Consider the following 26,894-nt stretch of genomic DNA (forward strand, 5'->3'; position numbering starts at 1 on the left):
CTGTTTTGGGTAGTCTAACCAGATTTATGCGACAGAACGTCGGTCCACGATATGGTCGACCAAGCCCCAATCTTGAGCTTCTTTGGCGCCCATGAACTTGTCGCGTTCCAGATCAGCATCGATCTTCTCGGCGTCCTGGCCACAGTGATGCACATAGATTTCTACCAACTCTTCACGCAGCCGCATGATTTCCTTGGCTTGAATCTGAATGTCCGTAGACTGTCCCTGAGCGCCACCAGAGGGCTGGTGAACCATAATACGGCTGTGGGGTAGGGTGTAGCGCTTATTCGTTGCTCCTGCCGCCAGTAGAAGGGAACCCATGGACGCTGCCTGCCCCATGCAGATGGTAGCCACATCTGGTTTGATGAATTGCATCGTATCGTAAATTGCCAAACCAGCCGTAACAACGCCGCCAGGAGAGTTAATATACATGCTGATGTCTTTGTCCGGGTCTTCCGCTTCGAGGAAGAGAAGCTGTGAGCAGATCAGGCTGGACATGTCATCATGCACGGGGCCGTTCAGGAAGATCACGCGCTCTTTCAGCATGCGGGAGAAAATGTCGTAGCTGCGCTCGCCTTTCGGAGAGCTTTCGACGACCATGGGGACGAGGTTATTGGCCATTTATTATCCTATAAAATCTGGAGAGGGGGAGGGGACGCCTCTAAGGGCGCCCCGCAAGATCAACCGGCGAGGAAGTCAGGTACTTCGACGTCGATATCGTTATCGTCTTCGTTGTCGACCTCTTTGGACGCTTCCTGATCAGATCCGTTTGCAAGCTCCTGGATGAGCTCTTCTTCATTGAGATCGTCATTCGACTGCGCCTCTTCGGAAGCCAGATCTTTAATCGCGGCGAGTTCCTCATCGTCTTCAGAAGACTGGGTTGCTTCAGCAACTTCTTCAACAGTCACTTCTTCTTGGTCGGCTGCGTCTACTTCCGCAGCAACCTCTTCTGTGCTTACTTCTACCTCTTCGGATGCAGCGGTCTCAGTGACGGTCTCTTCAGCCACTGTTTCGGCCTGCGCTGTTTCGACAGGAACAGCAGTTTCTTCTGTCACTTCATGTGCGTCGGTAGACTGATTTTCAGTGGTGGATGCCTCTGCCTTTTCGGCAGCGCGGTCCGCTTCAATCTCAGCTTTTGTGCGGCGTTTACGCTTAGTTGCTTTCGGCTTCGGCGTTGCCTTCACGACGATTTCACCAAGCAGGCCCGCTTCTTTCAGCTGGGCTACGCGCTGCTCTGCAAGATCGCGAATTTTTTCAGCATCGAGGCCTTCATCAAGCTCAGAGAGGAATTCATCAAAAGAGCTTTCCGCTTCTTCCTGTGCTTCCAGAACCTTGGCGTGATTTTCTTTGACGCCATCGATTTGCTGTTGCAGTTCGGCCTTTTGTTCTTCCAGATCGGCAGCCTCTTGCTCAAAGCCCGCCGCTTCGGCGCCCAGTTGGGACAGTTTTACAGAGAATTTCTCTGCTTTACTCAAAATGGATAGAGTATCCTTCATAAATCGCTCCTTTGATTTGCATTAGTTATACATATACATTTTATGTTTGTCAACAATGCTTAACTATACTTGTAAGAGCAATTTTTAGATACCAAAAAAGAGAGTGGCGGAGAAGTTATCCCCGCCACTTTAAGATTGTTATTCGGCATCCTCTTCATCTGGCGCCGCTACGACCCTGGTGGCCGAAACAATGGTATGACCATCCTCCATTCGGAAAAGCCGGACACCTCGTGTTGCACGACCTTGAACCCGTGTTTCGCTGATAGGTGTTCTGATCGTTTGTCCGGCAGCCGTAATCAACAGAAGCCCATCATTTTCCTCAACTGGGAAACATGCAGCCAGATCACCTGTCGTCTTGTTAATCGTTGCGCAAGTCACGCCTTTGCCACCACGATTAACCGTTCTGAACTCGTATGCAGAGACACGCTTGCCAAAACCGTTTTCTGATACGGTCATCAGGAAGCATTCCTGGCTCGCAATCTCTTGCATTCTACGTTCGGTCAGCGACACTTCAATCGGGTTTTCATCATCACCCAGTGTTACGTTACCACCGGCGAGATAAGCCTGACGCTCCTGATAGGTGACGTCATTGGCAGGCAGGAAGTTGGCACCAACCACCTCATCACCGTCTTTAAGGGTTACACCGCGTACGCCAGTAGAAGACCTGGACTTAACCACTCTCAGGTCACCCACTCTGATTTGAACAGCCATACCCTTCTTGGTGTTAATCAGGATTGTGTCATCTTCCTTGCATAGCAGGACATTGACTAGGCGACCGATGGGGCGACCATTGTCATCTTCAAGCTGCATAGCAATTTTACCGCGCTTGTTGATATTGATCATATCTTGAGCATCGGTACGACGAACATTGCCGAAGTCAGTTACAAATACCATCGAGTACTTCTCGATTTCCTCCAAACCCTCCGGCAATGCCATCACAGACGTGATGGTCTCACCCTCAGTGTGTCGAAGTGGCATATAATTAACGAGAGGGCGACCACGAGCGTTCGCTTGTCCCTCAGGGAGCTGGAATGCCTTCAGGGAGTGCGCAATACCACGGCTGGTGAAGAAGATCAGCGGAGAATGCGTAGAGCAGGTCAGCGCCTTGGTCACAAAGTCACCTTCTTTGGTTTCCATGCCAGCTTTGCCCTTGCCACCGCGATGCTGCTCTCGATAGGCGTCCAAGAAAGTTCGCTTTACGTATCCCCCATGGGTCAGTGTGAGAACCACATCACGACGCTCGATCAGATCTTCGTCGCTGAGGACATCCATCTCGCTATTTTCGATAGACGTGCGGCGGGGCTCATCATAACGCGCCAGAACATCGCTCAATTCATTGCGCACAACGGTTTTGAGTGTTTCCGGCTCATTCAGAATACGAGTATATCCCTCGATTTCTTGGGAGATGTCTCGAGCCTTCTGTTCGATTTTGTCGCGCTCCATGCCGGTTAGTCGACGCAGGTTCAGTGCCAGGATAGCGTCTGCTTGGTCTGCCTGAAGATAGAACCGGTGATCATCTTTACCGAGCAGTTCACGCTCCTCATCACTGATATCCGGGTCGGCATCGATCAAAAGGCGAGCAAAATCCCCCTTCGTGGGGAACGGCATTTCCATCAGGCGGTTCTGCGCGGTCTCGGCATCGGGAGAGGACTTGATAACTCGCACCACCTCATCGATCAAAGACACAGCGGCGTACAGGCCAATCTGCTTATGTAAAGCATCACGCGCCTTATCGAGATCGAAGATTGTGCGTTTTCTAACAACATCAAGACGGTGATCCACAAATGCTTGAAGCTGTTCCATCATATTCATGACCCGAGGACGGCCACGGGCATCAAGACAGCTAGCGTTAACCGCAAAGTTGTTCACCAGCTGTGTTTTCTTCTTGAGCTTATTGATCACCAGATGCGGATCGGCATCACGCTTCACGTCGATAACAACACGGACATTAGATTCCCGGTCGGACTCATCACGGATATCTGTAATACCATCGATTTCTTTGTTATTTACCAGCTCTGCTACTTTTTGCTGGAAGGTAGCTTTATTGACTGCGTAAGGGAACTCAGAGATGACAATTCGGCTTTTGCCGCCTTTGCGCTCTTCAACGTCGATAACCCCTTGAACAGTAATGCTTCCACGACCTGTCTCATAGGCATTTCGGATTCCAGCACGCCCCATGATGGTACCACCAGTTGGGAAGTCAGGACCCGGCATGATATTCATAATGTCATCGAGAGTTGCATCAGGGTTATCCAACAGATGCATAACAGCCCGAATGGCTTCGCCGGGATTATGAGCTGGCATGTTGGTTGCCATGCCAACAGCGATACCAGTGGCTCCATTAATAATAAGGTTGGGAATTCGGGCCGGTAGCACGGAAGGCTCTTGATCATGTCCGTCATAGGTCGGGCGCCAGCCCACTGTTCCGCGATCAATGTCTTTAGTCATGTCATGAGCTGCTCGTGCCATGCGAGCCTCGGTGTATCGCATCGCAGCGGCGCCATCCCCATCCATTGAGCCAAAATTCCCCTGGCCATCGATCAGAGTGGTACGCATTGAGAAATCCTGCGCCATGCGCACCATCGTATCATAAATGGCACTGTCGCCATGCGGGTGGTACTTACCCATTACGTCACCAACGATACGGGCAGATTTCCGGTAAGGCTTGTCCTTCGTGTAGCCACCATTATCCATCGCATAGAGGATCCGACGGTGAACCGGCTTACAGCCGTCGCGCACATCGGGAATGGATCGCGACAAAATGACCGACATGGAGTAATTCATGTACGATTCATGCATTTCGTCTTCAATGAAGATTGTAGAAGCCTTCTCAAGCCCCTGATCAGCGTTATCAAGCATAGGGAGTCCTTTAAATATCCGTGGGATTATACATGTTTAATCATGTATTTGTCAACTATACATAAATAGATAAAGCGAGCCGAAGCTCGCTTTATCGTTTTCTGGCAATGGTTCCTGAGGAATTCTCTTACGAGTTATTCTCATCGTTGGAACGGACGAACTCCGGGGAGTCGCTCGTGCGGGAAGCGGGCTCCTGGTTCTGTCGCTTGCCAGGGTTGTGGGGGACAACCACACGGGGGTGCATGCGGTTAGATGGGTTACGGATGCTGGTTTCTACCTCATCCGGCGAGCTCAGGTTGGCAGAGCGGATCTTGGCGCCAGGCTCAATGCCATAGCTATGTGCGGTGAAGTCACCGTCGAGGATGCCGCTCTTAGAGATCATCATGTTGTTGGCGGTGGCAGTGCCGATTAGTTGACCGGAAACGTGAACAGATTCAGCATCAACGTCTCCATTCACTACCGAGCCATCCTCCAGCGTCAGAGTGCGGCATCGGATGACGCCTTCTATGGTGCCGCGTACACGCACATCATCGTCAGTAACCAGATCGCCCTTCATGTGAACGTCAGGTGCGATGATGGTTTCATGGACATCACCGGCTTCTTTTTTGTCAGAATAAGTCATTAAAACTCCGTTTTCTCAAATACGACCGGCGCCACCCGTCTGGCTCGCGATCTAGGTTAGGTACTCGGCCTCTCGCCGGGTATTGCTTGAATACAAGAATATCTCGCCGCTCGTCAATAAATTATTCTTGCCTAACCTTGTTATCCGCGTTTTTGGTAATCTTTTATTAATAAAAGAACCCCGATGCATCAGCCCCGGGGTTCAAACAGTATAAAATATGTGATGACCCTTATTCCGTGGTCATCTCCAAGTCCACCATCGACGTCTCGAGTTCCTCCACCCGCGTCTCCAGTTCCTGGATGGCATCAACCATGGGAGCAATCAACTCTATATAGTTCACGCCCTTCATGTCGGTCTCTGGGTCTGTGTGGACCGCGTAAGGGAGGAACTGTTCGACATCTTGTGCAATGAATCCCATTGAAAGCTTACCTGTATCCTTAAGCTTGTATGACTTCGGAGCCAACTTCTTGATGATATCCATGCCCTTTAGGTCTTCTATATCGGCCTTCAGTCTACGATCCGAGCTTGTAACGTAGACTGGTGAGATCATCCGATCAGTAGCCACAAATCTAGCAGCATTAATCTGCCCGGTAGACGTGGTGTTCCCGTTCACTGTTAGTGCGCCGTGGACCCGTAAATTATTTATTTCTGAAAGACCTGCTGGATTAACAAATCTAGTCGCGGTTTCTGAGTCGGAAAATCTATTAGCGGTCATCCATCCGGAGGTAGTCATATCGTTACTAACTGCGTCGATATCACCATTCAGCCTAATAGGTCCATTCACATTCAAGCTAGCCAAATCTGTATCGCCACTACCTGTTAGGTCGGTTACCCATGTCTCACCATTAACAGAGACATCATTCATTGTGGTTCCGTTTAGGACATTGAGCACGCTTAAGGTTGTGTTTCCGCTCGATTGCAAGTTGTTTAATATAGTAGTGACATCGGGATCGACCATAAAGGTGGGGTCCTGATGGTCTACCATACGTCCGGCACGTAGCTGCCCGGTGAAGACACCATTACCATTAATCTGCGCACTGGCTCCTGTTATGGCACCAGTGAATGTAGCCACTCTACCGTTTACGTCGCGTACACTCAAATCGTTCGTAAGATTGGCGCGCACTCCCGAAATCATATCGACCCCATTAATATCTCCGTTTTGCATCTCTAGTGAATTACCGCCCATACGAATGGCAGTATCCATAGTGTTCAAAGTGACATCAGTCTGAGCAGTACGGTGCAGAACGTCATCTGGATCGATGCCCGGGCCCGAAATCTCAGCCATGCTCATGCTAACCTGAACAGTACCGGCCGAAGGAGTCACCGGTGTTGCGCCAATCGAAGCAGCCCAGTTAGCGGTAGCATCACCCCAGCTTCCTTGTGCACCAGAAATCTGGTTATTCGGCCCAAAAACTGCGTTGTTATAAACACCGCCAGCTGAGGCGCCGAGAAGGCTCGATATGTAACCGATCTGATCGTCTGCTACGGATGCACCGCCGTAAGTGGTTACGATGGCCTCAAGCTCCCCACCAACCTGCTTTACCAGAAGTGCGTGCGACTGCTGGTCAGTGTTTGAATCGATGAAGCTAGAGGGAAGGTATCCATCAGCCTGAATAGTTTGTAGGCCACCAGGAGTTGCGGGCTGTGCGCAGGCTGCACAGGTCTTCCCTGCTGGGATCGCGATCACATTGCCACCCCCGGTTAAGGTAAGTAGATCAGCCCGGTTTGCCACCATGTAGTCTTCAGCCGCCTTAACCACCATATGAAGCTTCTCAGCGGTCGCTTTAGCTTTCATATTTTTGGCGTTATCAGCCCAGCTCGATGCCATCATAGAGCCGACAATGGCGATAATCCCAAGGACAGCCATTACCTCGAACAGGGTAAAGCCCCGCTCTCCATTTGGCTTGGAACGTCTTTTTCTACTATATAGTTTCATGTATAGGCCTCACATGGAATGTTTCGATTAGATATATATGAAGAGAACATGAATTATTCCCTTAATATCTGCTTATCTAATAGATTGTAAAAAAATACCGCATTACAAATGCAAGGACTAAAAAAGAAAATGGCCGCCTAAATAGCAGCCATTTCACGTATTGTCTCTTTAGGTTCTATTAATCACCGTGGGTAATCGCCTCATAACCATGTTGAGCCGCGACATCCGGGGCCAGAGTTTTTACAAAACCCATCTTTTCATGTAGTGACCCTTCTTGTCCGGAAAGTTCACATATTTTCTCACTATCTGAGCTTGCTTTCTGCCCAAGATCAAAGATCACATCGTCACCGTAGGTGGTATATATTCTAAGCGATCCGTATTTTTCTTTTATTTCGATCACCCGGAAGTCTGCTAATTCAGGATCATTTTCAGCGACTACACCCATGTGTTTTTCGGCGGCCTCAAGAAAGTTGGTGATGACGGTCTCCCAGCCATCGCCAACTTCAATCACTGAGCACGACTGATTGCCGTCTTCATCTTCAAACAATCCTCGAAACCGATCAAAGATTCTGTTTTCAACATCTGGGCTCATAGTTCACACATCGATGTTCTGGACAGAAGCTGCATTGGCTACGATGTAGTCACGGCGGGGTTCGACCATGCCTCCCATAAGGGTGCTAAACAGTTGGTCAGCATCCTCCGCATCACGGACCTGCACCTGAAGAAGGCTACGGTTCTCAGGGCACAGTGTAGTATCCCAAAGTTGATCCGGGTTCATTTCACCAAGACCTTTGTAGCGCTGGGTTGCCTGACCCTTGCCGCCGCGCTCCATGACTGCATCATAAAGAGATTTCGGATCATGGAATACGACTTCGGAGTCTCCAATCTGGAGCTTGGCACCCTTCAGATAAAGAGCAGAGAGCTTCTTAAACTCGCGAAGCAGGATTTTGACACTGGGGTGTTCAGAGATTTCACGGTTAACCTTGACCACGTTCTCGACACCACGGAGACGATACGTGAACTCCATGCCTTCAGGGGTCGCACGGCCTTTCCACGATGTCCTAGGCATACGCACGGGCATGAGGCGGCAGACCGCATCAATGGCTTTCTGCGTCTGCTCAGGAGACGAAAATGCAGCAGGGTGCCAGGCGCCAGAAATGGCCAACGCAGTGGTCAGCGGAAGACAGTTAATCTCAGCGTCAATATTTTCGATCCGGTTGATCACACTGCGATCCTCCACAATGCGCTGCTTAAGCTCATCACCCGAGATCTCATCGCCATTGCTCGCCAAAAGAACAGTACCTTCGATACCCATCGAGACTAGATGGTCAGCAAGGGCAGCATCGTCTAGCAAGTACGTCTTTTTGGCACCCTTTGCCACGCTGTAGAGCGGAGGCTGTGCGATATAGATATGACCACGCTCAACCAGCTCTGGCATGTAACGGAAAAACAGCGTGAGCAGGAGCGTACGAATGTGAGCACCGTCCACGTCAGCGTCAGTCATGATGACGATTTTATGATAGCGAAGCTTATCCGGATTGAAGTTTTCGCGACCAATACCACAGCCCAGCGCTGTGATCAGTGTACCAATCTGATCTGACTTTAGAATTTTATCCATCCGGGATCGTTCAACGTTGAGAACTTTACCACGCAGAGGGAGGATCGCCTGGTTTTTGCGCGAGCGTCCCTGCTTGGCACTGCCTCCAGCCGAGTCTCCCTCGACGATGAAGATTTCAGACTTTGAAGGATCCTTTTCTTGGCAGTCAGCGAGCTTACCCGGCAAGTTGGAAATCTCCAAAGATGACTTCCGGCGTGTCATTTCGCGAGCACGACGCGCTGCTGCCCGAGCAGATGCCGCGTCGGCTGCCTTACCGATTACCCGCTTTGCCTCAGCCGGGTTTTCTTCCAGCCAAGAATTCAGAACGTCAGCGAAAATTTGTTGGACGGCCGATGAGACCTCGCTTGAAACCAGCTTTTCCTTAGTCTGGGAGCTAAACTTAGGATCAGGAAGCTTCACCGACAGAACGCAAGTCATACCTTCACGGATATCCTCGGCAGACACGTCGATCTTTTTGCGGCTGTTGAGGTTCTTCTCAGCATAGTTGCCGACGCACCGAGTGAGCGCACTACGAAGCCCTGCGAGGTGGGTGCCGCCATCCTTTTGCGGAATGTTATTCGTGAAGCACTGAACATTCTCGCTGTAGCCTTCGTTCCAGACCAGGGCGGCATCAACCTGGATCATCTTGCCGCTAACTTCACGTTCTCCCCGGGCCACGATAGGGCGCTCCAGGATAGACGTGCGAGCCTTGTCGATATAGCGGACAAACTCGGCAACACCTCCCTCATAGTAGAGGTCACACTCACCAATGCCGCCTTCGGTATTGTCATTGAATGTGATGCGGACACCGGAGTTGAGGAAGGCAAGTTCGCGCAGTCGCTTCTCCACAGTACGGCCGTAAAATTGGGTCGTAGAAAACACCTCTGGGGAGGGCCAGAAAGTAACCTTGGTGCCAGATTTAGAAGAAGACTTGCCAACCTCTTTGAGGGGTTCGCTTGCAACCCCATCCTTAAACGCCATCGTCCACTCGACACCATCACGATAGACGGTGACCTCTAGGCGCGTCGACAAAGCGTTAACTACGGAAACGCCAACGCCGTGCAGACCGCCAGATACTTTATACGAGTTCTGGTCAAATTTACCGCCAGCATGCAGTTCGGTCATGATGACCTCGACAGTGGGTCGGTTCTCGGTGGGATGCATATCCACTGGGATACCCCGCCCGTTATCCGTCACAGTGACGGAACCATCCGAGTTCAAGGACACAGAAACTTTGTCGCAGTGTCCAGCAAGAGCTTCGTCGATAGCATTATCCACGACTTCATAAATCATGTGATGCAGGCCGGACCCATCGTCCGTATCGCCGATATACATGCCGGGACGCTTCCGCACCGCCTCCAAGCCCTTGAGGACTTTCACGTTGGATCCCGTGTAATCAGCTTCTTTGGTATGCGCAGTCATTCTGTAATCCTTGTAAATTAAGCCCCTTTTACCTCAAACTATCTTTGGTGTCAACTTTGCAGCCAAGCAGTATCAAGCATAAATAACAATTTGTGTTGACATTCTGGCATAGATCATTAAAAACGAATGAATAATATTTGGAGCAACCCATGAAGCTTAAGAACAAGCTACCCCCTAGCCGACAAGGAAAGCAGCAAGTCATAGCCTATGTTGAGCCCGCCCTCGCAGAGAGAGTTCATCAGAAGGCAGAGAATGAAGGCAAGACAACAACCGAGGTCGTGGCGGAAGCCCTGAACTCATACTTCGTTGCTGAAGGGCGGGCTCCCGTATTTCCATTGGGTCATCTTCGCATCGTGCGGCGACGGAAAGGTGTTTCGAAGGTCCGCAACTCATCCAATGCACCAGCATGTCGCTCGGGAACGCGTCCGGTTGGCGCATGGTTTGACGCTCACCTTGTAAAGATGGCTACAGATCTTGCATCCGAGACAGGCGTATCCAAACAGGAAATGCTCACTCAGGGTCTGAAAAATATCGTGTCAGGTCCTACTCCTGCCTAAACTGCAATCCGGAAGGCGCTTAGTGTTTTCCGGACCAGTCGTGGCAAAGAGACTGCCAATATGCATAGCTCTCTGGGCTATCAAGCTCACTGTGCTTGGCATCTCTAATATCAGTGACCCGATCAACGAAGGTGCTTGAAGCACTTCTCAGCAGTTGGTTGGAGACATCGTCTGGATTCTTGCCCCTAGGCACTCTGATGGGAAATGTGCCTTCTATATATCTTCTCATTCGACTTTCTATGTCACTACGATGCTGAAGGAACGTATCATTATTTATGCGCACGTGCTCCAACTCGTGACGCATGGTCGCGGCGTACGGACAAGATCCTTCCTTGAATTCGTTGGCAACATATACGACCATTCTTTTGTATTGAAGGTTTAGCTCATAACTTGATGGCCAAACACAGGTACCCCCTCCAGGCAAATCAAGCTTCTGAACGAGAGACCTAGACCTATCTTCAAAATAGGCATCCGTCAGACCATTAACGTAAGAATTTCTGCTAATAGCTATCATTCCTGCCGAGTGCTGCGTCAACTCCTGCTGACTAAGGCTTAGATCATATACGGGCTGGCCAGGCGATACGTTCACGCGAACATTTGTAGTGAGGTCCGATCCCGCACGTCGTAATGCGTTTGCGCAAGACTGATCACTTGCCGCAGCCGAAAATCCAACACCTGATAAAATAACGGATAAAGCAATAATACCCGCGTTTTTCATGCTAATTAACTTTTGTGAACGAAAATATGCCATAGAGTTACGAAGCCTTATCCATTGCATAGAACATACTTCGAGAGACTGACGTAAGTATTAGGAAAAGATTAAATGCCAAATGTACGCTACTCTGACATAAGGAATGGTCAGGACAGTGCCCAGACAGAGAGATCAGCCCATCAAGACGTTTCGCGTACGTACAAGTTTTTTGGGGTCGTAATCCTCATAGCCGGAATCGTGTCTTATGGTCTTCCCAGGATGGATTCTATGGACTTCTTGACGCATCCCTTGGCAACATTCTTTAGCTTTGCACTTGTCCTTGCAACAGGGTACTTCGGACATAAAATAATAACAGACAGCCCCAAACTTGTGGCGAAATACTACCTAGCCTTTCACGCTGTGGCATGGGGTGTTTTTCTATCCCCCTGGTCAGCACTGAACCCATCAATAGATTTTGGAGCAGCCCTAATTTCGTCGGCTGTTGTATTTATCTGCATGAGCAATCTTGGCCAAGTGGATAGAAGCTACGTATTTGGCATTTTGGCATCAGTAATCATTGCTATACTCGGTATCTTTAGTGCTTATGTAGTTTGTCTGCTATTTTTGAAATCCGGCCCCCTGATGTTCATTTTCGCAATAGTCATAATAAATCTGATCAGTTTGCTCTGGTGGTCTGAGGCTGACGCATTAGAGATCGCTTTTTTGGAGCTTAGAGAAGATGGCCCTCATAGGGTGGATAGCGGGGCGTTGGGGGCCATGCACCTGTCTGCTTCAATAACGGCTATATTCATATCAACACCAAAAAGGATCCTGAGGAAAATATAATGTATAGAAAGTCAGCGATCTTCGGAGCAATACTCTCTCTGAGTGCTACGGTCTCTTATTCAGATCCGGTTCCAGAAGAGTTTTTCAGCTTCAATGATCCGATACAGGCTGAAATAGAAGCCGGTAAGCGGATTAAGAACCTTCCTTTGTTTCCTATACTTGGTTCCGCCGCTGCTCCTGTGAAGATAGACTACTTTTATTCAGCTAGCTGTGAGCCATGTAAAAAGGCGTCTAATTCTATCTTCCGCGCCTTGTCAGACGATGTTCCTATTCAGGTATCTTTCCATCCTATCCCTGCAAATCAGGAAGACTATGATGCGGCCATCGCTGAAACGATATTATACACTACCGGTCAGCTTGCCTTTGGCATGTTCCATTTCGCGAATATGGATCAGTCGGGGGATGACACTATAGATGCTAAAACTCTATTTCGGGATGTATCAATATTGGCCGATGTAAGAGAATCCGCCAGCATCAGGATGGACAACTACAGGGATTGGACAACAAACATATCCGTTAGTTCGATGATAGCTGAAAACATTGGCGTAGTTAGCTTACCAACCATTGTGATGGGTGACCGAAAATATGAAGGTTTTCTGGATCACGAATCTTTTCTCAAAGAAGTTCAGCAAATGATAGATCGGGACGATTGATAGATCATGATCTAAACTTGAAGTCGTTTTCCGCCTTGTCAATGTAGGCGTTGAGGCGATCTGCCCTTCTGAATAGAACTATAGAGACGACCAATAATGCTATAAGAAAAATGACCCATTTAGAAACGATGTACATATCCCAGTGCCAGTCCATGATAGCGTACAATGCCAGAATTGAGGCGTAGGCCATCCATGCGGAAATGTAACTCGAAGACTGGTTCTTGTTTATTGAGGTGGTCCATATTATCGAAAATATGATCATTCCCACCCCAACAAACAGAAGCTCTATATTTTCTGGGTTTGACCTCATCCGTATTGTCGTGAATACATCGTACATCATCATGCCTGCTATGGATGCGAGACTGATACCAAGAAATATCTTGGAGTAAAGTCCTAGATATGCCCCTGGCAGGATGCGAAACGCTTTGACAGCGGCGAATAACATAAACCCGACTACGATTGTGAGAATTGTAGATAAGAGCACGGGTAGATACCCTACAGGGCGTTTGCGGTCTGGTTTCAGCTGGATCTCGTCAGACATATATGCCGCTTGCGATGCGATACCTTCGAGCGCAGATGATACCCTCGCCCGAAAGCCTGTCTTTTGATACTTGACTGGAATACTCCATGCGGCCGTAAACTCACATGCGTCCGATACCCGGGTCGAATAATAACCAGTTTCAAGTTTACCATCTGGACTCACCCCCTCGATCTTCCAGCCATAGGGTGAGGCCTCGGAGGCTGACCGCGCCACATGATAACCAGCTCTATTAAGTGCTGTTTCAATTCCCCGGCGGGATTTATATTGGTTGCGCTTAAACAGTGCTTGATCTTGCCTACTGGCAGGCATGACTTTTACGGATCCAAACCTCACTACAATATTTGGATCACCAGGATGAACGTAGGTATTCCTCCATCCCTGCTGGAATCTAGGGTCATCGTCAATGCGCTTCATCTCATTCGAGAATATGGCATGTCCACCTACATACGGCGTTGTGTCACACACCTCTTCTGCTACTGATTGGGTTCCTATCAGCATCAGGAAAACAACTATTACACGAAAGAAGCCAAACATCAGAACACGCTCTCCTTGTTGGACATATTGAGAGCACATCTTAATTGCCGGTAACCTTTTATGGACCAGTCAGCTTACTATCGAACGTCTGGCTATTAATGAACTCATGAACGACACGGGCTTGATCATATATTTCCAACAGCCCTTTCAGGTCGCTTTCACTTACCATGAGCTGCCCGCCGTCAAGATCCACAGTCGCTGATATGCCAAAGTAATCGGCTATGCTATTGGCAATCTGGATATCCGCTGAGCCAATTTGTGATAAGATAGCCTTTAGAGCAGTGTTATTGTGAAGACGTGCCACATTGTCGTCCGCAGGACCGTCTCGTAGCGAGCTTATGTCTTCGACTGGACTATGAAGGACTGCTTCAGTCACATCGAGGTGATCCACCACAAGACCATCGGATCCAGCTACTCCCATTTCGATGATGTCGGGCAATAATATGATGTCTTTATCCGTCAGGATAGCGTCCAGATGTCCTCCATGTTCCATCGGAAATCGACACAAATAGTCTTCTCCAACGCCGGTTAGGATCAATCCGTAGCCCAGAAAGTCAGTCCCTGGCATCCGTTCTTTCACCGGGTCGGCCGCTATGCGACGGCCTTCAAGACCTGTGTTAACTTCATCACCTAACGTCGGGGCTTTCGCGTTCCAGCCGTCTTTAAGGGTCCAGTACCGGACCTCGCCTGTCGACGAAGTAGCTGAAGCTCTGTCTAGTTCACCATCTTCTGAGTTTATCGAAACAATGGTGTTTACCTGGCTCCAATCCAGCCCCGACTTGATGGGGCTTACGAGAGTAGCATCCCCTATAGTGATAGATAACTCAGTCCAGTTCACAGTTAACCCTCATAATTCTTCATTTACGCTTCATCCGTTCTGGATTATATATGAGGTAAACTGTAAAGAGACTTCTATGAAAACCTTCTTGATCGGATGTCCTCATCTTGGGCACAACGGAATCTATAAGTTTAAGGGCCCGGATGGGCAACTTATTCGGCCATATGCTGACAATGCGGAAGATGGCGATAACTATATCATCCAGAGGTATAACGAACTGGTTTCTGACGAGGACCGCGTCTACTTCATGGGGGATGTAGCCATTAGTCGGAAATCTCTGGAAAAGCTAAATGAGATGAAGGGTCGCAAGGTTCTTGTGAAGGGTAACCATGACATCTTCAAACTCAAGGATTATCTTCCTTACTTTGATGATATTCGTGCCGTCCATAAGCTGGGTAAATTCTACTTGAGCCACATCCCCCTGCATCCTGCATCGCTTCCTGGATGGTGCGAGGGAAACATACACGCGCACATTCATGCGCACACAGTGAAAGTCATCAATAAGCTAGGCGAGGAAATGGACGACCCCAGATATCTAAATACCTGTTTGGAGCATACAAACTTCTTACCGATAAGCTTCAATGATATCCAGTCGGAGTTTGCGAGTCGGAAGAAGGAAAACCTCTACGAGAGATTAGATAGATCGCTCGATCTTCCATAAAAAAATGGGAGCAGATATTACTCTGCTCCCATTAATATTTTAAGGTCTTGGGCCCGTTGGCGGAGATACAGGGCGCCGGGCCATCCTTGGACGCGGTCGCGGGCGGGCTGACGGGCTAGCCGATGGCCGCTCTTCTGGCTCTTCTGGCTCTTGATCATCACTTGCCTGAGGGGTTTCATCGCTCTCTTGAACCTTTGGTGTCTCAGGAGATGCCTCTGCCTTCTCCTCATCCTTATCGAGATCAAGAGAAACTTCTTTACCCTCGACACCCTCATCAGGTTCGTTGCCGAACTTCACCTCTTTAGTGTTTTCCGCATCGTTGTCATCTGCGGCTTCCTGTGGTGCTCCAGCTACTTCTGCTTCCGGCTCAGGTGTCTCATTGGTCGCTTCAGCGGATTGCTCTTCTGCTACCTCTTCCGGTGCATCAGCAACGCCATCGGCAGGTGCAGAGACCTCGTTATTACTTTCATCTGGGGCATTTTCAACCTCACTTGAAACGGATGTCTGATCTGGCTCCTCAGCGGGGAGGACTTCCTCGTCATCAATCTTTGAGGCAGCAGCCTCCAAGGTGCCATCGAGAACCTTGTCCACAGTCTCTGCATAGGCGGCCTCCATCTCAGCGAGCGCTGCCTTGGCTTCTTTTACCCTATCACGGGCTTCCGCAAGGGCAGGGATAGAGGACAGGTCGACTTCAAACTTCCCACCTTTGTAGATTGCTCCAGATGACCGGCTGCGCACCTTGGCACCCTCAACCGAAATCCTCAGCTCTTTGTCTGCGATGTCAGTCAGAATTTGACTGGAGTCCGCACTGTATTCTGCTGGGAAATCAGGAGTTTCCTTTTCTTTGAATTTCAATACCGCTCTGAGATCTCTAACGACGTTCTCAGCTGCATCATTGTAGAACACAAGAAATGTTGGATCCTTGATATCCTTCTCTGCTTTTATCTTTACGGAAGCAAATCTCACCTCTTCTTCCTCTGAGGTGATGGTTAGTCCATAGCGGATAGCGTCGATCTGCACGTCCTCGAGGTTCGCGATATTATCTCTGTCTCTTTTTGTCATATTTTCAGCTCACTTTGAGAATTTTCTTTCATTTGAGATTACCACGTAAATGCAAAGAGCAAATTTATGAAGTCAGAATATCTAAAAAATATGAGTAAATTCTGAGCGACGTCACCATATTTGGTGAACTCCCATTAGTTTTGCTTCAGTTTAACTTGTTTCGACCATAATGGCGTAAACCACTTTGGAGTATAATATGCGTAAATTTCTTCTTGCTACCGCAGCCACACTAGGTTTCGCCACCAGCTCAATGGCGGCAGACGTCGCCATCAATAAATCATGGGAAGGGCATAATACGAAAGAGTATTGCTATGCCATTTCTTTCCCAGTCGATGAACGTGCGAGCCAGAATGACCGTTATCTCACGGTAACTCATCGTCCCAGCGAGAAGATCCGCGACGAAATCGCCGTGGTGTCGGGTTTCCCTGAAGACGCAAACATCGAAGGTAGTGTTCGCATTGACCAGAATTTGCCCTTCAAAATGCTGGTCTACAAAGGCGTCGGATTCTTGAAATCGGCTGATGTAGAGAGAATGATGGTCGCCCAGATGAAGGCCGGACTGGAGATGGAAGTCAAATGGACAGACGCTGAAGGCGCATACCATGCTGACAAGTATAGCTTGGTTGGGTTCACAGCATCCAGAAATCACATCGATGGCTGTAAAGGCTAAAGGTAGATAAAACATAAAAAAGAGAGGGCGCTTTCAATGCTATGAAAGCGCCCTCTCTTTTTGTCTGGTCAAAGCTGACTTAGTTACCGGACAGAAGCTTCTCTATAGGAGCCGCCACCCGCAATGTAATCATCGTTTATGGCGTACTCATCATCGTCTCGGAAGGGCTCATGACGAACAGTATTCAGGTAGCCTTTATCGACTGCAAACTCGAGGGCCTTGGCAACACGTTCTGGATTGTCGCTGTCGTATTTTAGCGTGAAGTAGGCAATGCGACGCCCCATCTCATGCTCAAACCAATCCATCGTCTCTTGAACAGTTTTATATCTACCGTTCTTGATGAAGATATTCCTATTTGCCCGAATAGCAGGGCCCAAACCTGAGATACGATTAACTTTGATGCGAGGGTTTCGGTCAAACGTTGAAAGGAACTTCGTGGCATTGCCGGAGCCAAGAACGTGGGTGACATAGTTTTCCACCTCAGAAAGCTGGCGATTCAGCTTGCCCTCAACACGCATCTCGTCATCTTTCATCAAAGCGACTGCCATGACGGCGGACATCTTCGCGTTCTTGCGAAGCGACATCACATATGTTGGCTCACGATACATTCTATTGCGCGCCCACCCATAGCCATAATCCTTCGCGAATTTTTCGAGTGAGGCGTTCCACGTCGAGGGGATGTGCTGGAAGTACCCCTTCGCGGCGCTTGTACTTGGGCTATCATTAGGCCGGAAATTGCTTTCTTTAGATGCGAAGGCAAGGATCAGCCCCAGAGGTTTTCCAGTTTCCGCCGCTGCTTCCCGGAAAGCCTTAAGCTCCCCTTCGGTAAGCCTGTATTTCGGAATATTAAACCGGTCATAGTTGATGTCAGTTACAATATTGCCACCCATCTTGTGAGCGCTCTCCACCATCAGTGATGTGGCGAGTACGCCTTGCACATCAAGCATCCAGAATCCCGGATCTTCAACCTCGTCAGGCGTAAGTTGACCGGATGATTTTGTGGCACCCGTTCTTTTAGAAACCACTTGGATATCTTTCGGGGTAGACATGCTCACCAATGATGCTGGGAGCGGATCTGGAGATATGCCAGCTGATGGTATGCTCGGATCATCAGGCATGCGCATCGCGTAGTTCAGATTATTGGAAGAATAGCTGGTAGCCATGCCGAAAGAGATTGCAGCAGCTGTACAGCAATTAATAGCGAAGGCCCGCTTCTTGTAGACACGGAAGCCACCTGCAAGAAGCCTTTTTGTCAATGTGTGTTTCACTCTTAAATCTCTAATTCAATTTCATATTCTTTAAATATTGCGGTGCCTTTGCACTCCACAACAAGCATGCGCCTTAAGCGCCTTGCTTGATTAATGAATACAGCAGGAGGGTTAAGCTCCGAATAATGGCCGTTATGAAGACACAATATAAGCTTATTTCCGCTTATTTTATAGGATGCACAGTGGTATTCCATGCAGGGCAAGAAAATCCCCACACGGCCGCTCTTTGTGCATACGTATTCTACATCATAATCCATGCGGATATGATAGATCGGCAACGTTTCTAAAAACTGAATTGAAAGGGTAGGTATGGAGTGGGGCCGAAGCCCCTTCTGTTTCAAGGCCGCTCCATCGGCCCATGTGGTTTAGGCTGCGAGAGCCACACCACGAGGTGCAAAGTTGTTGTTTGCAGTTACTAAGTTAGAACAATCACGGATTCCACCCGACGCTCTCCACTCAACTCGAATACCCGTCGATCCTATTTCGGCCCCATCATAAGCGCACCGCAAAGACACTCCCCCAGGTAAATGGATCGCGCCGATCCTACCCCGGTTCATGTAGCAACCAGTCTCAGGCAGAATTCCACCTCTTGATCGCTCAGTGCGCTTATGGTGGAGCCGTGGGGTACCGCCCCCCAGTCCAGCATATTCTTGGTTTTGTTTCATCAAGCGCAAGCATTAGGTAGCTTAATTCTACGCTAAAGTCAACACGACATGGGTAAATTTCTGTGCTACCTTACCTTACGCATGAATAACCATTGACAAATCTCGGTGTATAATTGACAAGGCAGGGAATTTTGGAGGATTTCATGCAAGATAAACAATATACCTGTATCTACCACGCAAAATGTCCGGATGGCTTTGCTGCGGCGTGGGTCGTGTTCCGCGCCCTCGGGCCACAGGTAGAGTTCATCCCCGCAAAATATGGCGACACATTACCTGAAATTACCGGGAAGCACGTCATTATTGTCGACTTCTCTTACTCGGCCGGTGTGATGGATGCTGCCCTAAAGCAAGCTGCCTCGTTGTTGGTTCTTGATCACCACGCTAGTGCAGAGAAGAACCTGGAGCACCTTATCTACAAGGGCGATTGGTCATCTGCGCGTGATGAATGGGATGATGTCAAAGGCAAAAGGGGAGGGGTCTGTTTGTTTGACATGTCCCGGAGCGGCGCCCAGATGACCTGGGATTTCTTCTTTCCTGGCGTGGATACCCCTAAGCTCATCAGTTATGTGCAAGATCGGGATCTCTGGCAGCACAAGCTTCAGAAAACAAAGGCCATCAATGAGTGGATCATGTCGTTCGAGCAGTCCCTTATGACCTTCGATTTTCTGGATATCACACTGGAGGATCCGGATGGCTTTGAAGAGGCCGTGGCCTGCGGAGAAAGTATCCGTAGATCGAAGGATCATATTATTTCCATGACGATTGAGGATGGCCTTAAAATGATGAAGATTGGCGGTATCGACATGCCAGTTGTGAACGTACCTCACGTATTGGCTTCAGACACCGCTGATATGCTAAAGAGCGACCATCCTGTGGCGGCGACATATGTGGACATCCCTGAAGGTCGTAGATTTTCAATTCGCGCACGCAGTGATAATGAGATCGACGTGACCGATATCGTTGGACCTTACGGTGGTGGTGGCCATAAAAAAGCTGGCGGGGTAACAATGCCCCACGGATGGATGGGCGAAGAATAAACGAGTTTTAATCTTGACAACATTAAAGCATAGTGATTTAAGGTAAGTAGATTTAAAGGAGATATATATGCCCCCTAAGGCAGCGAAACCACCCAAGACCACAGGCGAACGAGGTGCTGATGCATCACAAAAGGCAAAAGCCCTAGAGGCTGCACTGGGCCAGATTGAACGTCAATTTGGTAAGGGCTCTATCATGAAGCTCGGCGATGGTGCCATTGCTAATGTGGAAGCTGTTTCCACTGGCTCTCTGGGCCTCGACGTTGCCCTTGGCATTGGTGGTATTCCGACCGGCCGGATCATCGAAATTTTTGGTCCCGAAAGTAGTGGCAAAACGACATTGACCCTGCACTGCATCGCTGAAGCACAAAAGAAGGGTTCGGTTTGTGCCTTCGTCGACGCGGAGCACGCACTCGACCCCTCGTACGCAAAGAAGCTGGGCGTCAATGTCGATGATCTATTGATCTCGCAGCCAGATCACGGTGAGCAAGCTCTCGAGATCACTGATACTCTGGTGCGTTCTGGTGCCGTCGACCTTGTTGTTGTCGACTCTGTGGCAGCACTGACACCAAAATCTGAGATTGAGGGCGAAATGGGGGACAGCTCTGTCGGTGTTCAGGCTCGTTTGATGAGCCAAGCCATGCGCAAGCTGACCGGCTCTATCTCGCGCACCGGCTGTACCGTGATTTTCATCAACCAGATCCGGATGAAGATCGGCGTTATGTTTGGTTCTCCTGAAACCACCACCGGCGGAAACGCTTTGAAGTTCTACTCGTCCGTTCGTCTTGATATTCGTCGTATCGGTGCGATCAAAGATCGTGACGAAGTTGTTGGCAACGAGACACGTGTTAAGGTCGTCAAGAACAAGGTGGCGGCACCGTTTAAACAGGTCGAATTCCAGATCATGTATGGCGAAGGCATCTCCAAAATGGGCGAGCTGATCAACATGGGTGTGAAGGCCGGAATTGTTGAAAAATCGGGGTCATGGTTCTCCTACGGCGATGAACGTATCGGTCAAGGGCAGGAAAACGCTAAGAAGTACCTGCGTGAACATACGGAGATGGCAGAAGAGATCGAAGCCCTCATCCGTGAAGCTTATGATATCGATGGCGCCGGAGAGGATGAAGACATCGTAGTGGATGCTCCCGACGACGACTTCATGAACGCCTAACTGGCATCTTAGGGTTGGGGCGCTTCGATGTGTGCCCCAACCTCACTGAACATTACGGAACTCCAATGAAAACAAAACTACCGTATTTGATCGCGTCAGCCATATTGGTCGCCGCGATTTTTAGCTATGGCTATGATTACTCCAAGACCGCGAGTGAAATACAGTCCGTTGATAACTACGAATATGATCCAGCAGTCGGAGAAACCATTCTGCGGACATCTAGTTCAGGTGATACGGTTGTATTCTTTGGCAGCTATACGTGCTCGCATTGCGCCAACTTTTACTCAGGCACCTTTCAGCGTATTATGAAAGAAGTCGATGCGACCATCATCTATCGTCATGCTTGGCCAACATCTAAAACAGCGCGATCCGCGTCCTTGCTCACCGTATGCTCTCCTATCGATAGACAACCTGAAATCATCGACACCCTTTATAGACGTCAGGACGAACTTGTAACTGCCGAGAGCATGGATGATCTTTATGCTCTTGCTGGGATCTCCCCAAAACAGGTTGAGGACATCATAGAGTGTGCTGAGGCTATCGACGCGGATATGAGCCGAGATCAAGGCCGAGACCGCGATAGGTTCAATATCAAGGGCACCCCAACACTTGCAGTAAACGGTAAAGTATGGACGGGTAACCACCCGTTCGAAGCCTATGGTTTTCACGAATAATAAAGCTGACTGGGATACGTTTTCCATGTCCACAGAAAGAAATTAGCATGAAGCAGTACCTGAACCTTTGCCAACGGATCATCGACGATGGCGTATGGGTCGAGAATGAAAGAACCGGGCAGAGATGTCTGACCGTTATCAATGCCGATCTGGAATATGATGTCGCGAACAACGAGTTCCCCTTAGACACTACTCGCAAGAGCTTCTGGAAAGCTGCTATTGCTGAGCTTCTGGGATACCTTCGAGGCTACGATAACGCAGCCCAGTTCCGAGCCATAGGTTGCAATACATGGAACGCGAACGCGAACGAAAACCAGGCATGGATATCCAATCCCCATCGTAAGGGTGAGGACGACATGGGTAGGGTCTATGGCGTACAGGGGAGGGCCTGGAGGCGCCCGGACGGAACACACGTCGACCAGCTTCGTAAGATTGTAGACAACCTTTCTCAAGGGGTCGATGACCGGGGGGAAATACTAACCTTCCTAAATCCTGGCGAGACCGAATTGGGCTGCCTTCGTCCATGCATGTACTCCCACACATTTTCCCTGTTGGGAGGAAAGCTCTATCTAACGTCTACCCAGCGCTCATGCGATGTGCCCTTGGGCTTGAACTTCAACCAAGTACAGGTCTTCGCCTTGCTCGCTATTATGGCGCAAATCACAGGTCACAAGCCTGGAGTTGCCTACCATAAGATTGTGAACGCTCATATTTATGAAAATCAGGTCGATCTAATGCGTGATGTGCAGCTTAAGCGTGAACCCTTCAAGCAACCTAAGCTTCTGATCAACCCTGACATCAAAACACTTGAAGATCTTGAGACCTGGGTGACCACCAAGGATTTCGAAGTGGTCGGATACGAGTACCATCCGGCTATTTCTTATCCGTTCACCGTCTAAGGAGATAAACCCCATGATCACCTTAGTGGCAGCAAGGTCAAGAAACGGCGTTATCGGAAAGGATGGCGGTCTTCCTTGGCATATCCCAGAAGAGCTGAAGTTCTTCCAAAAAGAAACCTTGGGAAGCGCCATTATCATGGGCCGGAAGACTTGGGAGAGCCTTCCGGTAAAACCTCTAAAGAAGCGGCTTAATATCGTCATTACGAGCTCTTCCGAACTGAGGAGCACTGATGGTGTGAAAGTCTGCACTTCTCCAGAAGAAGCTCTCACCACAGCGGCTAACCACGGATACTCGCGTATTAATGTGATTGGGGGAGAGCAGGTCTTTAAGTCTTTCATGGGTAGGGCAGACCGTATCATTCTCACTGAAGTAGACATGCATGTGGACGAAGGGAACGTATTCTTTCCAGATATTCCCGATGACGAATGGTCTGAAGAGTCAACGGGGCTGATCACACAAACACCACTGCGCTGCATGTGGCGACTTTATACCAGAACAAATTTCATACAGGAGTAATTATGACACCTCTAACAGATGTAGACATTAAAGCTGAAGATCCTTTGCTCATGAAGATTGGAGGATTCCCTGCAAGGTCCACGGACGGATCCGCCGGTTATGATGTGCGAGCCTGCACAGCCGAGAGGGTAGTCATTGAGCCTGGTTGTGACGCAGTGATCTCTACTGGCTTCTCGATTGCCATTCCTTCTGCTGAATGGGGGTGTTTCTTTATTCCTAGATCGGGTCTCGGCATAAAGAACGGCATTATTATGGGAAACTCGGTGGGATTGATCGATTCCGACTATAGAGGAATCTGCCATCTATCCGTATGGAACCGTTCGGACGAAACATTTATCGTTCAGCCAGGCATGAGAGTTGCGCAAATGGTATTTTTACCAGTTGGCCTGCCAAATTTGAATGTTGTTGAAAGCCATGAAGGCACTACTGGTAGAGCGGCCGGAGGTCTGGGATCAACGGGGACCATCTGAATATAACGCAGATGCCTGGCAGATATTGCAATCTGCCAGGCATCATATCTCGTTAAGCGCTGGGTTGAACCCTTTAGTCTCTCAGCATCGAAGGTAAGAAACCGGCATTTGTCATTGAGCGCCGAAGTTTACCCATAGCTCTGCTTTCCAGCTGACGCACTCGCTCACGGGTAACACCCAAATCTTGCGATATCTCTTCAAGTGTTTCAGGCGTAGCCTTTAGCTTGCGACGGGTGATGACCTCACGCTCACGCGAACTCAGGTCCTGCATAGCCGTGATAAGAAGCTCCTGCCTATAATCAGCGTCGGAACTTGCCGATACAGCCTGTTCAGGGTTCATCCGAGGACATTCCAACATGTCCATGGCAGTCATGCCCTCTTCGTCCCCAATCGGGGCGTCAAGATTAATTCCCCCGTATACAGCCATGTGAGCTTTGTCCTTATCCGGACCTTCAAGACGCCCCATTCTGGCATCAATGAATGTTCTAGATGGCACATCGATCACGCCTGCTACTTGCGGGAGAGCCTGAGTAATCTTAGTCATAATCCAAAAACGTGCATAGGTTGAAAATCTGGTGCCCTTCGAAGCATCAAATTTCTCGGCCGCCTTAATAAGGCCGGTAATACCTTCAATCGCTAGGTCCTCGACGTGATCTGGATTATTCGCATATTTATATGCGGTAGAATATGCGAGACGCGCATGAGAGACAACTAGACTCTCAAGTCCTTTTTGATCGCCGTGTTCCTGCCATTTCTGAAGTGCTTCCAGCTCTTCTTCTTTGGTGATCATAGGAGCACTTACAGCCTGCTTATATGTAATTGACATCATGGTATTGATATCCGCCTTTATTATTATATCTCTTTATAAAAGAGATCGTATCACGGTATTTTAGGGGTCTGAGTTAACAGTTCCCGTAATACGATTATGTTCATGGCGAGTTCTTCGCGCAAAAGACGCATCCTTTTGGATTTGTCAATTTTATTGGCTTTTCATTTTTCTAATTTCTTAAATACTATTTTAATCTTCTCGAATGATTTCCTTGAAGCCTCCGTCAAAAGGAATTCCGGTATCGGGGTCAATTTCGATTATCTTTGCCCCATCGGGGAGTTGGTAATCAGAAATTCTGTAGGTCTCATCTATTTGATCGAAGAAGGCGCGCACAATAGGAGCGGCTGTACTGCCGCCGCTTTCACCGCGACCTAGAGGCTCGGGCGCATCGAAGCCTACAAAAGCCCCCACTACCAAGTTCTGGGTGAACCCGATGAACCAAGTATCCCTGGCTTGGTTGGTGGTTCCTGTCTTCCCATGGACAGTATATCCGGCACCCTCAAATGCGCGCCAAGCGGTGCCATACTCTGTCACGCCAGCCATCATTGATCTTATCTGAGCCAGCGTTACTTCATCAAAAAAGGGCTCTCTTTCATCAATGAAATCTTCTGGTTCATAAACAACGGTACCGTCTTTGCTAGATACGGATTCAACCATGACCGGTCGTTTAGGGACACCGTCGTTTGCAAGAGCCGCGTAGGCCGACACCAAGTCCAGTAGAGTGGATTCTTGTGAGCCAAGCGCGATACTGAGACCCGGCTCTGCTTTTTTATGAATACCCATTCCCTCGAACAGATTTCCTATCTTCTCTTCTCCGATAGCTTCAGCGAGACGAAGGGTTACCGAGTTTCTTGAATACTCGAGGCCCGATCTAAGCGTCACGAAGCCCGACTTTGAGAAATTATGATCACGCGGGCGCCAGACCTCGTTCTGTCCATTGGACTGGATGGCGACACCAGTATCCAAAATCGGGGATGTCGGGGACCATCCGTCTTCCAGTGCTTGAGCATAGATGAAAGGCTTCAATAGAGAACCTGGTTGACGATGTGCATCCATAGCACGGTTGAAAAACTGACCATCTTGAGTGAAAGATCCCGTCATTGCCAGTACGCGACCGGTCTTCGGATCCATCGCAACCGCTGCGCCCTGGACGTCGGGTACCTGCCTAATCTTAGCTTTATCTCCAACCTTCTCGACCAATACTCGCATGCCTGGCGCCAGGGTGAACTCACCACGGTTTGCGAACTTCACTGAATCCTTACTCAGAGGGAGGGGTTCACCGTTTATTGAAACGAAGTAGCTATCCCCATCCATAAGAACGGGCGTTGCAGTCCAGCTATCGACCGGAGGAAGATCTTCCTTATACGGGCCCTTCCACGCGCTCTGTCTATACTCATATGCGATCAGGGCTTCTCTGAGTGACTTTTCCAAAGCACCTTGGAGGTCGCTGTCCTGAGTAATTCTGACTACATATCCCTCTGCCAGCGCATCACCAGCATCTTCTACAATGCTCTCTACTTCAGTTAGAGCTGAGCGTACAAAGTGGGATGCTTGGTCTTGTTCCGTATCGTTGTCACCTTCGGAAATTAGTAGAGGAGCGGCCAAAGCATGAGCATACTCCTCTTCAGAAATCATATTTTCTAAAGACATGCGGGACAGAACGTAGGACTGTCGCCCTTTTCCTTGCTCTATATCCAGGCCATATCTTGTAGGCGCCTTGGGAAGACCGGCCAGAAAGGCATTTTCGGATAGGGTTAGATCAGATAAGCTTTTTCCGAAGTAGATTTCGGCGGCACGACTTACCCCATAAGCGCCGCGTCCCAAGTAAATCTCATTTAGATATCGCTCAAGAATTTCATCTTTGGATAGATGCTTCTCGATCTCGAATGCGAGGAGAGCTTCTTGTATCTTCCGCTCAATGCTACGTTCAGTCGTAAGAACAACGTTTTTCACCAGCTGCTGCGTGATCGTTGAAGCACCAGACTTAACGCCTCCTGCACCAAAGTTCCGAACAGCAGCCCGGGTAATAGCTAGAGCGTCATACCCTTCATGATCCCAGAAGTTCTTATCCTCAGCGGCAATGAAGGCATTGATGAGATGTTCTGGGATCTCATCTAAGCTTACTAGGTCACGGCGTTCCTTACCTAGAGATAGGAGTGGGCTTCCTTCCGAGTCTTCCACAAGACTACGAACTGACGGCCGATAATCCAGAAGCGGCTCAATAGAAGGCAGGCGTTCTTGGTGATCACGAATAATCGCAAGGCCAGTCGCACCTCCGACTACCAGAGCAACAACGCTCACATTCAATAGAAAGGATAGGGAATTTACAAATAACTTCATGATTACCACCGCGACGACTGAAAATATATTCTAACAGCACGC

At 49.1% G+C, this 26,894-nt stretch carries 25 protein-coding genes and 1 other RNA gene; 11 read left to right on the plus strand and 15 right to left on the minus strand.

From position 1 onward, the window contains the following. Positions 1 to 24: 24 nt before the first annotated feature. The 7 genes from clpP to gyrB all read right to left on the minus strand — a co-directional run bounded on the left by clpP (position 25) and on the right by gyrB (position 9,932). On the minus strand, positions 25 to 621 hold the full coding sequence (gene clpP / locus J7392_RS02980) for an ATP-dependent Clp endopeptidase proteolytic subunit ClpP (protein ID WP_209216112.1): 597 nt from the start codon (positions 619 to 621) through the stop codon (positions 25 to 27). 59 nt (positions 622 to 680) lie between these two features. Beyond that, positions 681 to 1,496 carry a hypothetical protein gene (locus J7392_RS02985; protein WP_209216113.1) on the minus strand — a complete coding sequence of 272 codons (816 nt, stop codon included), beginning with the start codon at positions 1,494 to 1,496 and terminating at the stop codon, positions 681 to 683. 138 nt (positions 1,497 to 1,634) lie between these two features. Continuing rightward, on the minus strand, positions 1,635 to 4,355 hold the full coding sequence (gene gyrA / locus J7392_RS02990) for a DNA gyrase subunit A (protein ID WP_209216114.1): 2,721 nt from the start codon (positions 4,353 to 4,355) through the stop codon (positions 1,635 to 1,637). Between the two features lie 127 nt (positions 4,356 to 4,482). Then, positions 4,483 to 4,977 (minus strand): polymer-forming cytoskeletal protein, encoded by a 495-nt coding sequence (locus J7392_RS02995; RefSeq protein ID WP_209216115.1) that lies wholly within the window; start codon positions 4,975 to 4,977, stop codon positions 4,483 to 4,485. Between the two features lie 229 nt (positions 4,978 to 5,206). Next, complete coding sequence (locus J7392_RS03000) at positions 5,207 to 6,913, minus strand: tail fiber domain-containing protein (protein WP_209216116.1); 1,707 nt, start codon at positions 6,911 to 6,913, stop codon at positions 5,207 to 5,209. A 178-nt stretch (positions 6,914 to 7,091) separates the two neighbouring features. Then, complete coding sequence (locus J7392_RS03005) at positions 7,092 to 7,505, minus strand: hypothetical protein (protein ID WP_209216117.1); 414 nt, start codon at positions 7,503 to 7,505, stop codon at positions 7,092 to 7,094. A 3-nt stretch (positions 7,506 to 7,508) separates the two neighbouring features. Next, a complete protein-coding gene (gene gyrB / locus J7392_RS03010; protein WP_209216118.1) occupies positions 7,509 to 9,932 on the minus strand; it encodes a DNA topoisomerase (ATP-hydrolyzing) subunit B in 2,424 nt (807 codons plus the stop codon). Between the two features lie 149 nt (positions 9,933 to 10,081). Here gyrB and J7392_RS03015 point away from each other — a divergent pair, with 149 nt between their 5' ends. Then, positions 10,082 to 10,489 carry a ribbon-helix-helix domain-containing protein gene (locus J7392_RS03015; protein WP_209216119.1) on the plus strand — a complete coding sequence of 136 codons (408 nt, stop codon included), beginning with the start codon at positions 10,082 to 10,084 and terminating at the stop codon, positions 10,487 to 10,489. A 19-nt stretch (positions 10,490 to 10,508) separates the two neighbouring features. On the opposite strand, the gene J7392_RS03020 is transcribed toward J7392_RS03015, so the two are convergent. Then, entirely contained in the window at positions 10,509 to 11,207 is a 699-nt protein-coding gene (locus J7392_RS03020) for a hypothetical protein (protein ID WP_209216120.1), read from the minus strand. 105 nt (positions 11,208 to 11,312) lie between these two features. Here J7392_RS03020 and J7392_RS03025 point away from each other — a divergent pair, with 105 nt between their 5' ends. Then, positions 11,313 to 12,026 (plus strand): Bax inhibitor-1 family protein, encoded by a 714-nt coding sequence (locus tag J7392_RS03025; protein WP_209216121.1) that lies wholly within the window; start codon positions 11,313 to 11,315, stop codon positions 12,024 to 12,026. Then, positions 12,026 to 12,679: a thioredoxin domain-containing protein gene (locus tag J7392_RS03030; protein WP_209216122.1), complete on the plus strand. Its 654-nt coding sequence runs from the start codon at positions 12,026 to 12,028 to the stop codon at positions 12,677 to 12,679. Before J7392_RS03025 ends, J7392_RS03030 begins: the two co-directional genes overlap by 1 nt. Before the next feature lie 4 nt (positions 12,680 to 12,683). Here the strand turns inward: J7392_RS03030 and J7392_RS03035 are convergent, their stop codons facing one another. Beyond that, entirely contained in the window at positions 12,684 to 13,754 is a 1,071-nt protein-coding gene (locus tag J7392_RS03035; protein WP_209216123.1) for a hypothetical protein, read from the minus strand. Between the two features lie 58 nt (positions 13,755 to 13,812). Further along, positions 13,813 to 14,592, minus strand: a complete 780-nt coding sequence (locus J7392_RS03040; protein ID WP_209216124.1) for a hypothetical protein — start codon at positions 14,590 to 14,592, stop codon at positions 13,813 to 13,815. A gap of 76 nt (positions 14,593 to 14,668) precedes the next feature. Between J7392_RS03040 and J7392_RS03045 the strand changes: the two genes are divergently transcribed. Beyond that, complete coding sequence (locus J7392_RS03045; RefSeq protein WP_209216125.1) at positions 14,669 to 15,253, plus strand: hypothetical protein; 585 nt, start codon at positions 14,669 to 14,671, stop codon at positions 15,251 to 15,253. A 39-nt stretch (positions 15,254 to 15,292) separates the two neighbouring features. On the opposite strand, the gene J7392_RS03050 is transcribed toward J7392_RS03045, so the two are convergent. Next, a complete protein-coding gene (locus tag J7392_RS03050) occupies positions 15,293 to 16,315 on the minus strand; it encodes a hypothetical protein (RefSeq protein ID WP_209216126.1) in 1,023 nt (340 codons plus the stop codon). Positions 16,316 to 16,511: 196 nt separating this feature from the next. Between J7392_RS03050 and J7392_RS03055 the strand changes: the two genes are divergently transcribed. Next, positions 16,512 to 16,985 (plus strand): hypothetical protein, encoded by a 474-nt coding sequence (locus tag J7392_RS03055; RefSeq protein ID WP_209216127.1) that lies wholly within the window; start codon positions 16,512 to 16,514, stop codon positions 16,983 to 16,985. Between the two features lie 83 nt (positions 16,986 to 17,068). On the opposite strand, the gene J7392_RS03060 is transcribed toward J7392_RS03055, so the two are convergent. Then, complete coding sequence (locus J7392_RS03060; protein ID WP_209216128.1) at positions 17,069 to 18,253, minus strand: hypothetical protein; 1,185 nt, start codon at positions 18,251 to 18,253, stop codon at positions 17,069 to 17,071. Positions 18,254 to 18,574: 321 nt separating this feature from the next. After that, positions 18,575 to 18,964, minus strand: a transfer-messenger RNA (tmRNA) gene (ssrA, locus tag J7392_RS03065). Positions 18,965 to 19,061: 97 nt separating this feature from the next. On the opposite strand from ssrA, the gene J7392_RS03070 reads away from it, so the two are divergent. The 6 genes from J7392_RS03070 to dut all read left to right on the plus strand — a co-directional run bounded on the left by J7392_RS03070 (position 19,062) and on the right by dut (position 23,683). Next, complete coding sequence (locus tag J7392_RS03070) at positions 19,062 to 19,955, plus strand: DHHA1 domain-containing protein (RefSeq protein WP_209216129.1); 894 nt, start codon at positions 19,062 to 19,064, stop codon at positions 19,953 to 19,955. Between the two features lie 67 nt (positions 19,956 to 20,022). Then, entirely contained in the window at positions 20,023 to 21,123 is a 1,101-nt protein-coding gene (gene recA, locus J7392_RS03075; RefSeq protein WP_209216130.1) for a recombinase RecA, read from the plus strand. 65 nt (positions 21,124 to 21,188) lie between these two features. Then, entirely contained in the window at positions 21,189 to 21,797 is a 609-nt protein-coding gene (locus J7392_RS03080) for a thioredoxin domain-containing protein (protein WP_209216131.1), read from the plus strand. Between the two features lie 47 nt (positions 21,798 to 21,844). Continuing rightward, positions 21,845 to 22,696: a thymidylate synthase gene (locus J7392_RS03085; protein ID WP_209216132.1), complete on the plus strand. Its 852-nt coding sequence runs from the start codon at positions 21,845 to 21,847 to the stop codon at positions 22,694 to 22,696. A gap of 13 nt (positions 22,697 to 22,709) precedes the next feature. After that, complete coding sequence (locus J7392_RS03090; RefSeq protein ID WP_209216133.1) at positions 22,710 to 23,213, plus strand: dihydrofolate reductase; 504 nt, start codon at positions 22,710 to 22,712, stop codon at positions 23,211 to 23,213. 2 nt (positions 23,214 to 23,215) lie between these two features. Beyond that, complete coding sequence (dut, locus tag J7392_RS03095) at positions 23,216 to 23,683, plus strand: dUTP diphosphatase (protein ID WP_209216134.1); 468 nt, start codon at positions 23,216 to 23,218, stop codon at positions 23,681 to 23,683. A 73-nt stretch (positions 23,684 to 23,756) separates the two neighbouring features. Here dut and J7392_RS03100 read toward each other — a convergent pair whose 3' ends face one another. After that, complete coding sequence (locus J7392_RS03100; protein ID WP_209216135.1) at positions 23,757 to 24,473, minus strand: sigma-70 family RNA polymerase sigma factor; 717 nt, start codon at positions 24,471 to 24,473, stop codon at positions 23,757 to 23,759. Between the two features lie 228 nt (positions 24,474 to 24,701). Further along, a complete protein-coding gene (locus J7392_RS03105; RefSeq protein ID WP_209216136.1) occupies positions 24,702 to 26,852 on the minus strand; it encodes a PBP1A family penicillin-binding protein in 2,151 nt (716 codons plus the stop codon). Positions 26,853 to 26,894: the final 42 nt, after the last annotated feature.

Origin of the sequence: Sulfitobacter sp. R18_1 (assembly GCF_017743915.1) — a bacterium.
Classification (GTDB): domain Bacteria; phylum Pseudomonadota; class Alphaproteobacteria; order Rhodobacterales; family Rhodobacteraceae; genus Sulfitobacter; species Sulfitobacter faviae.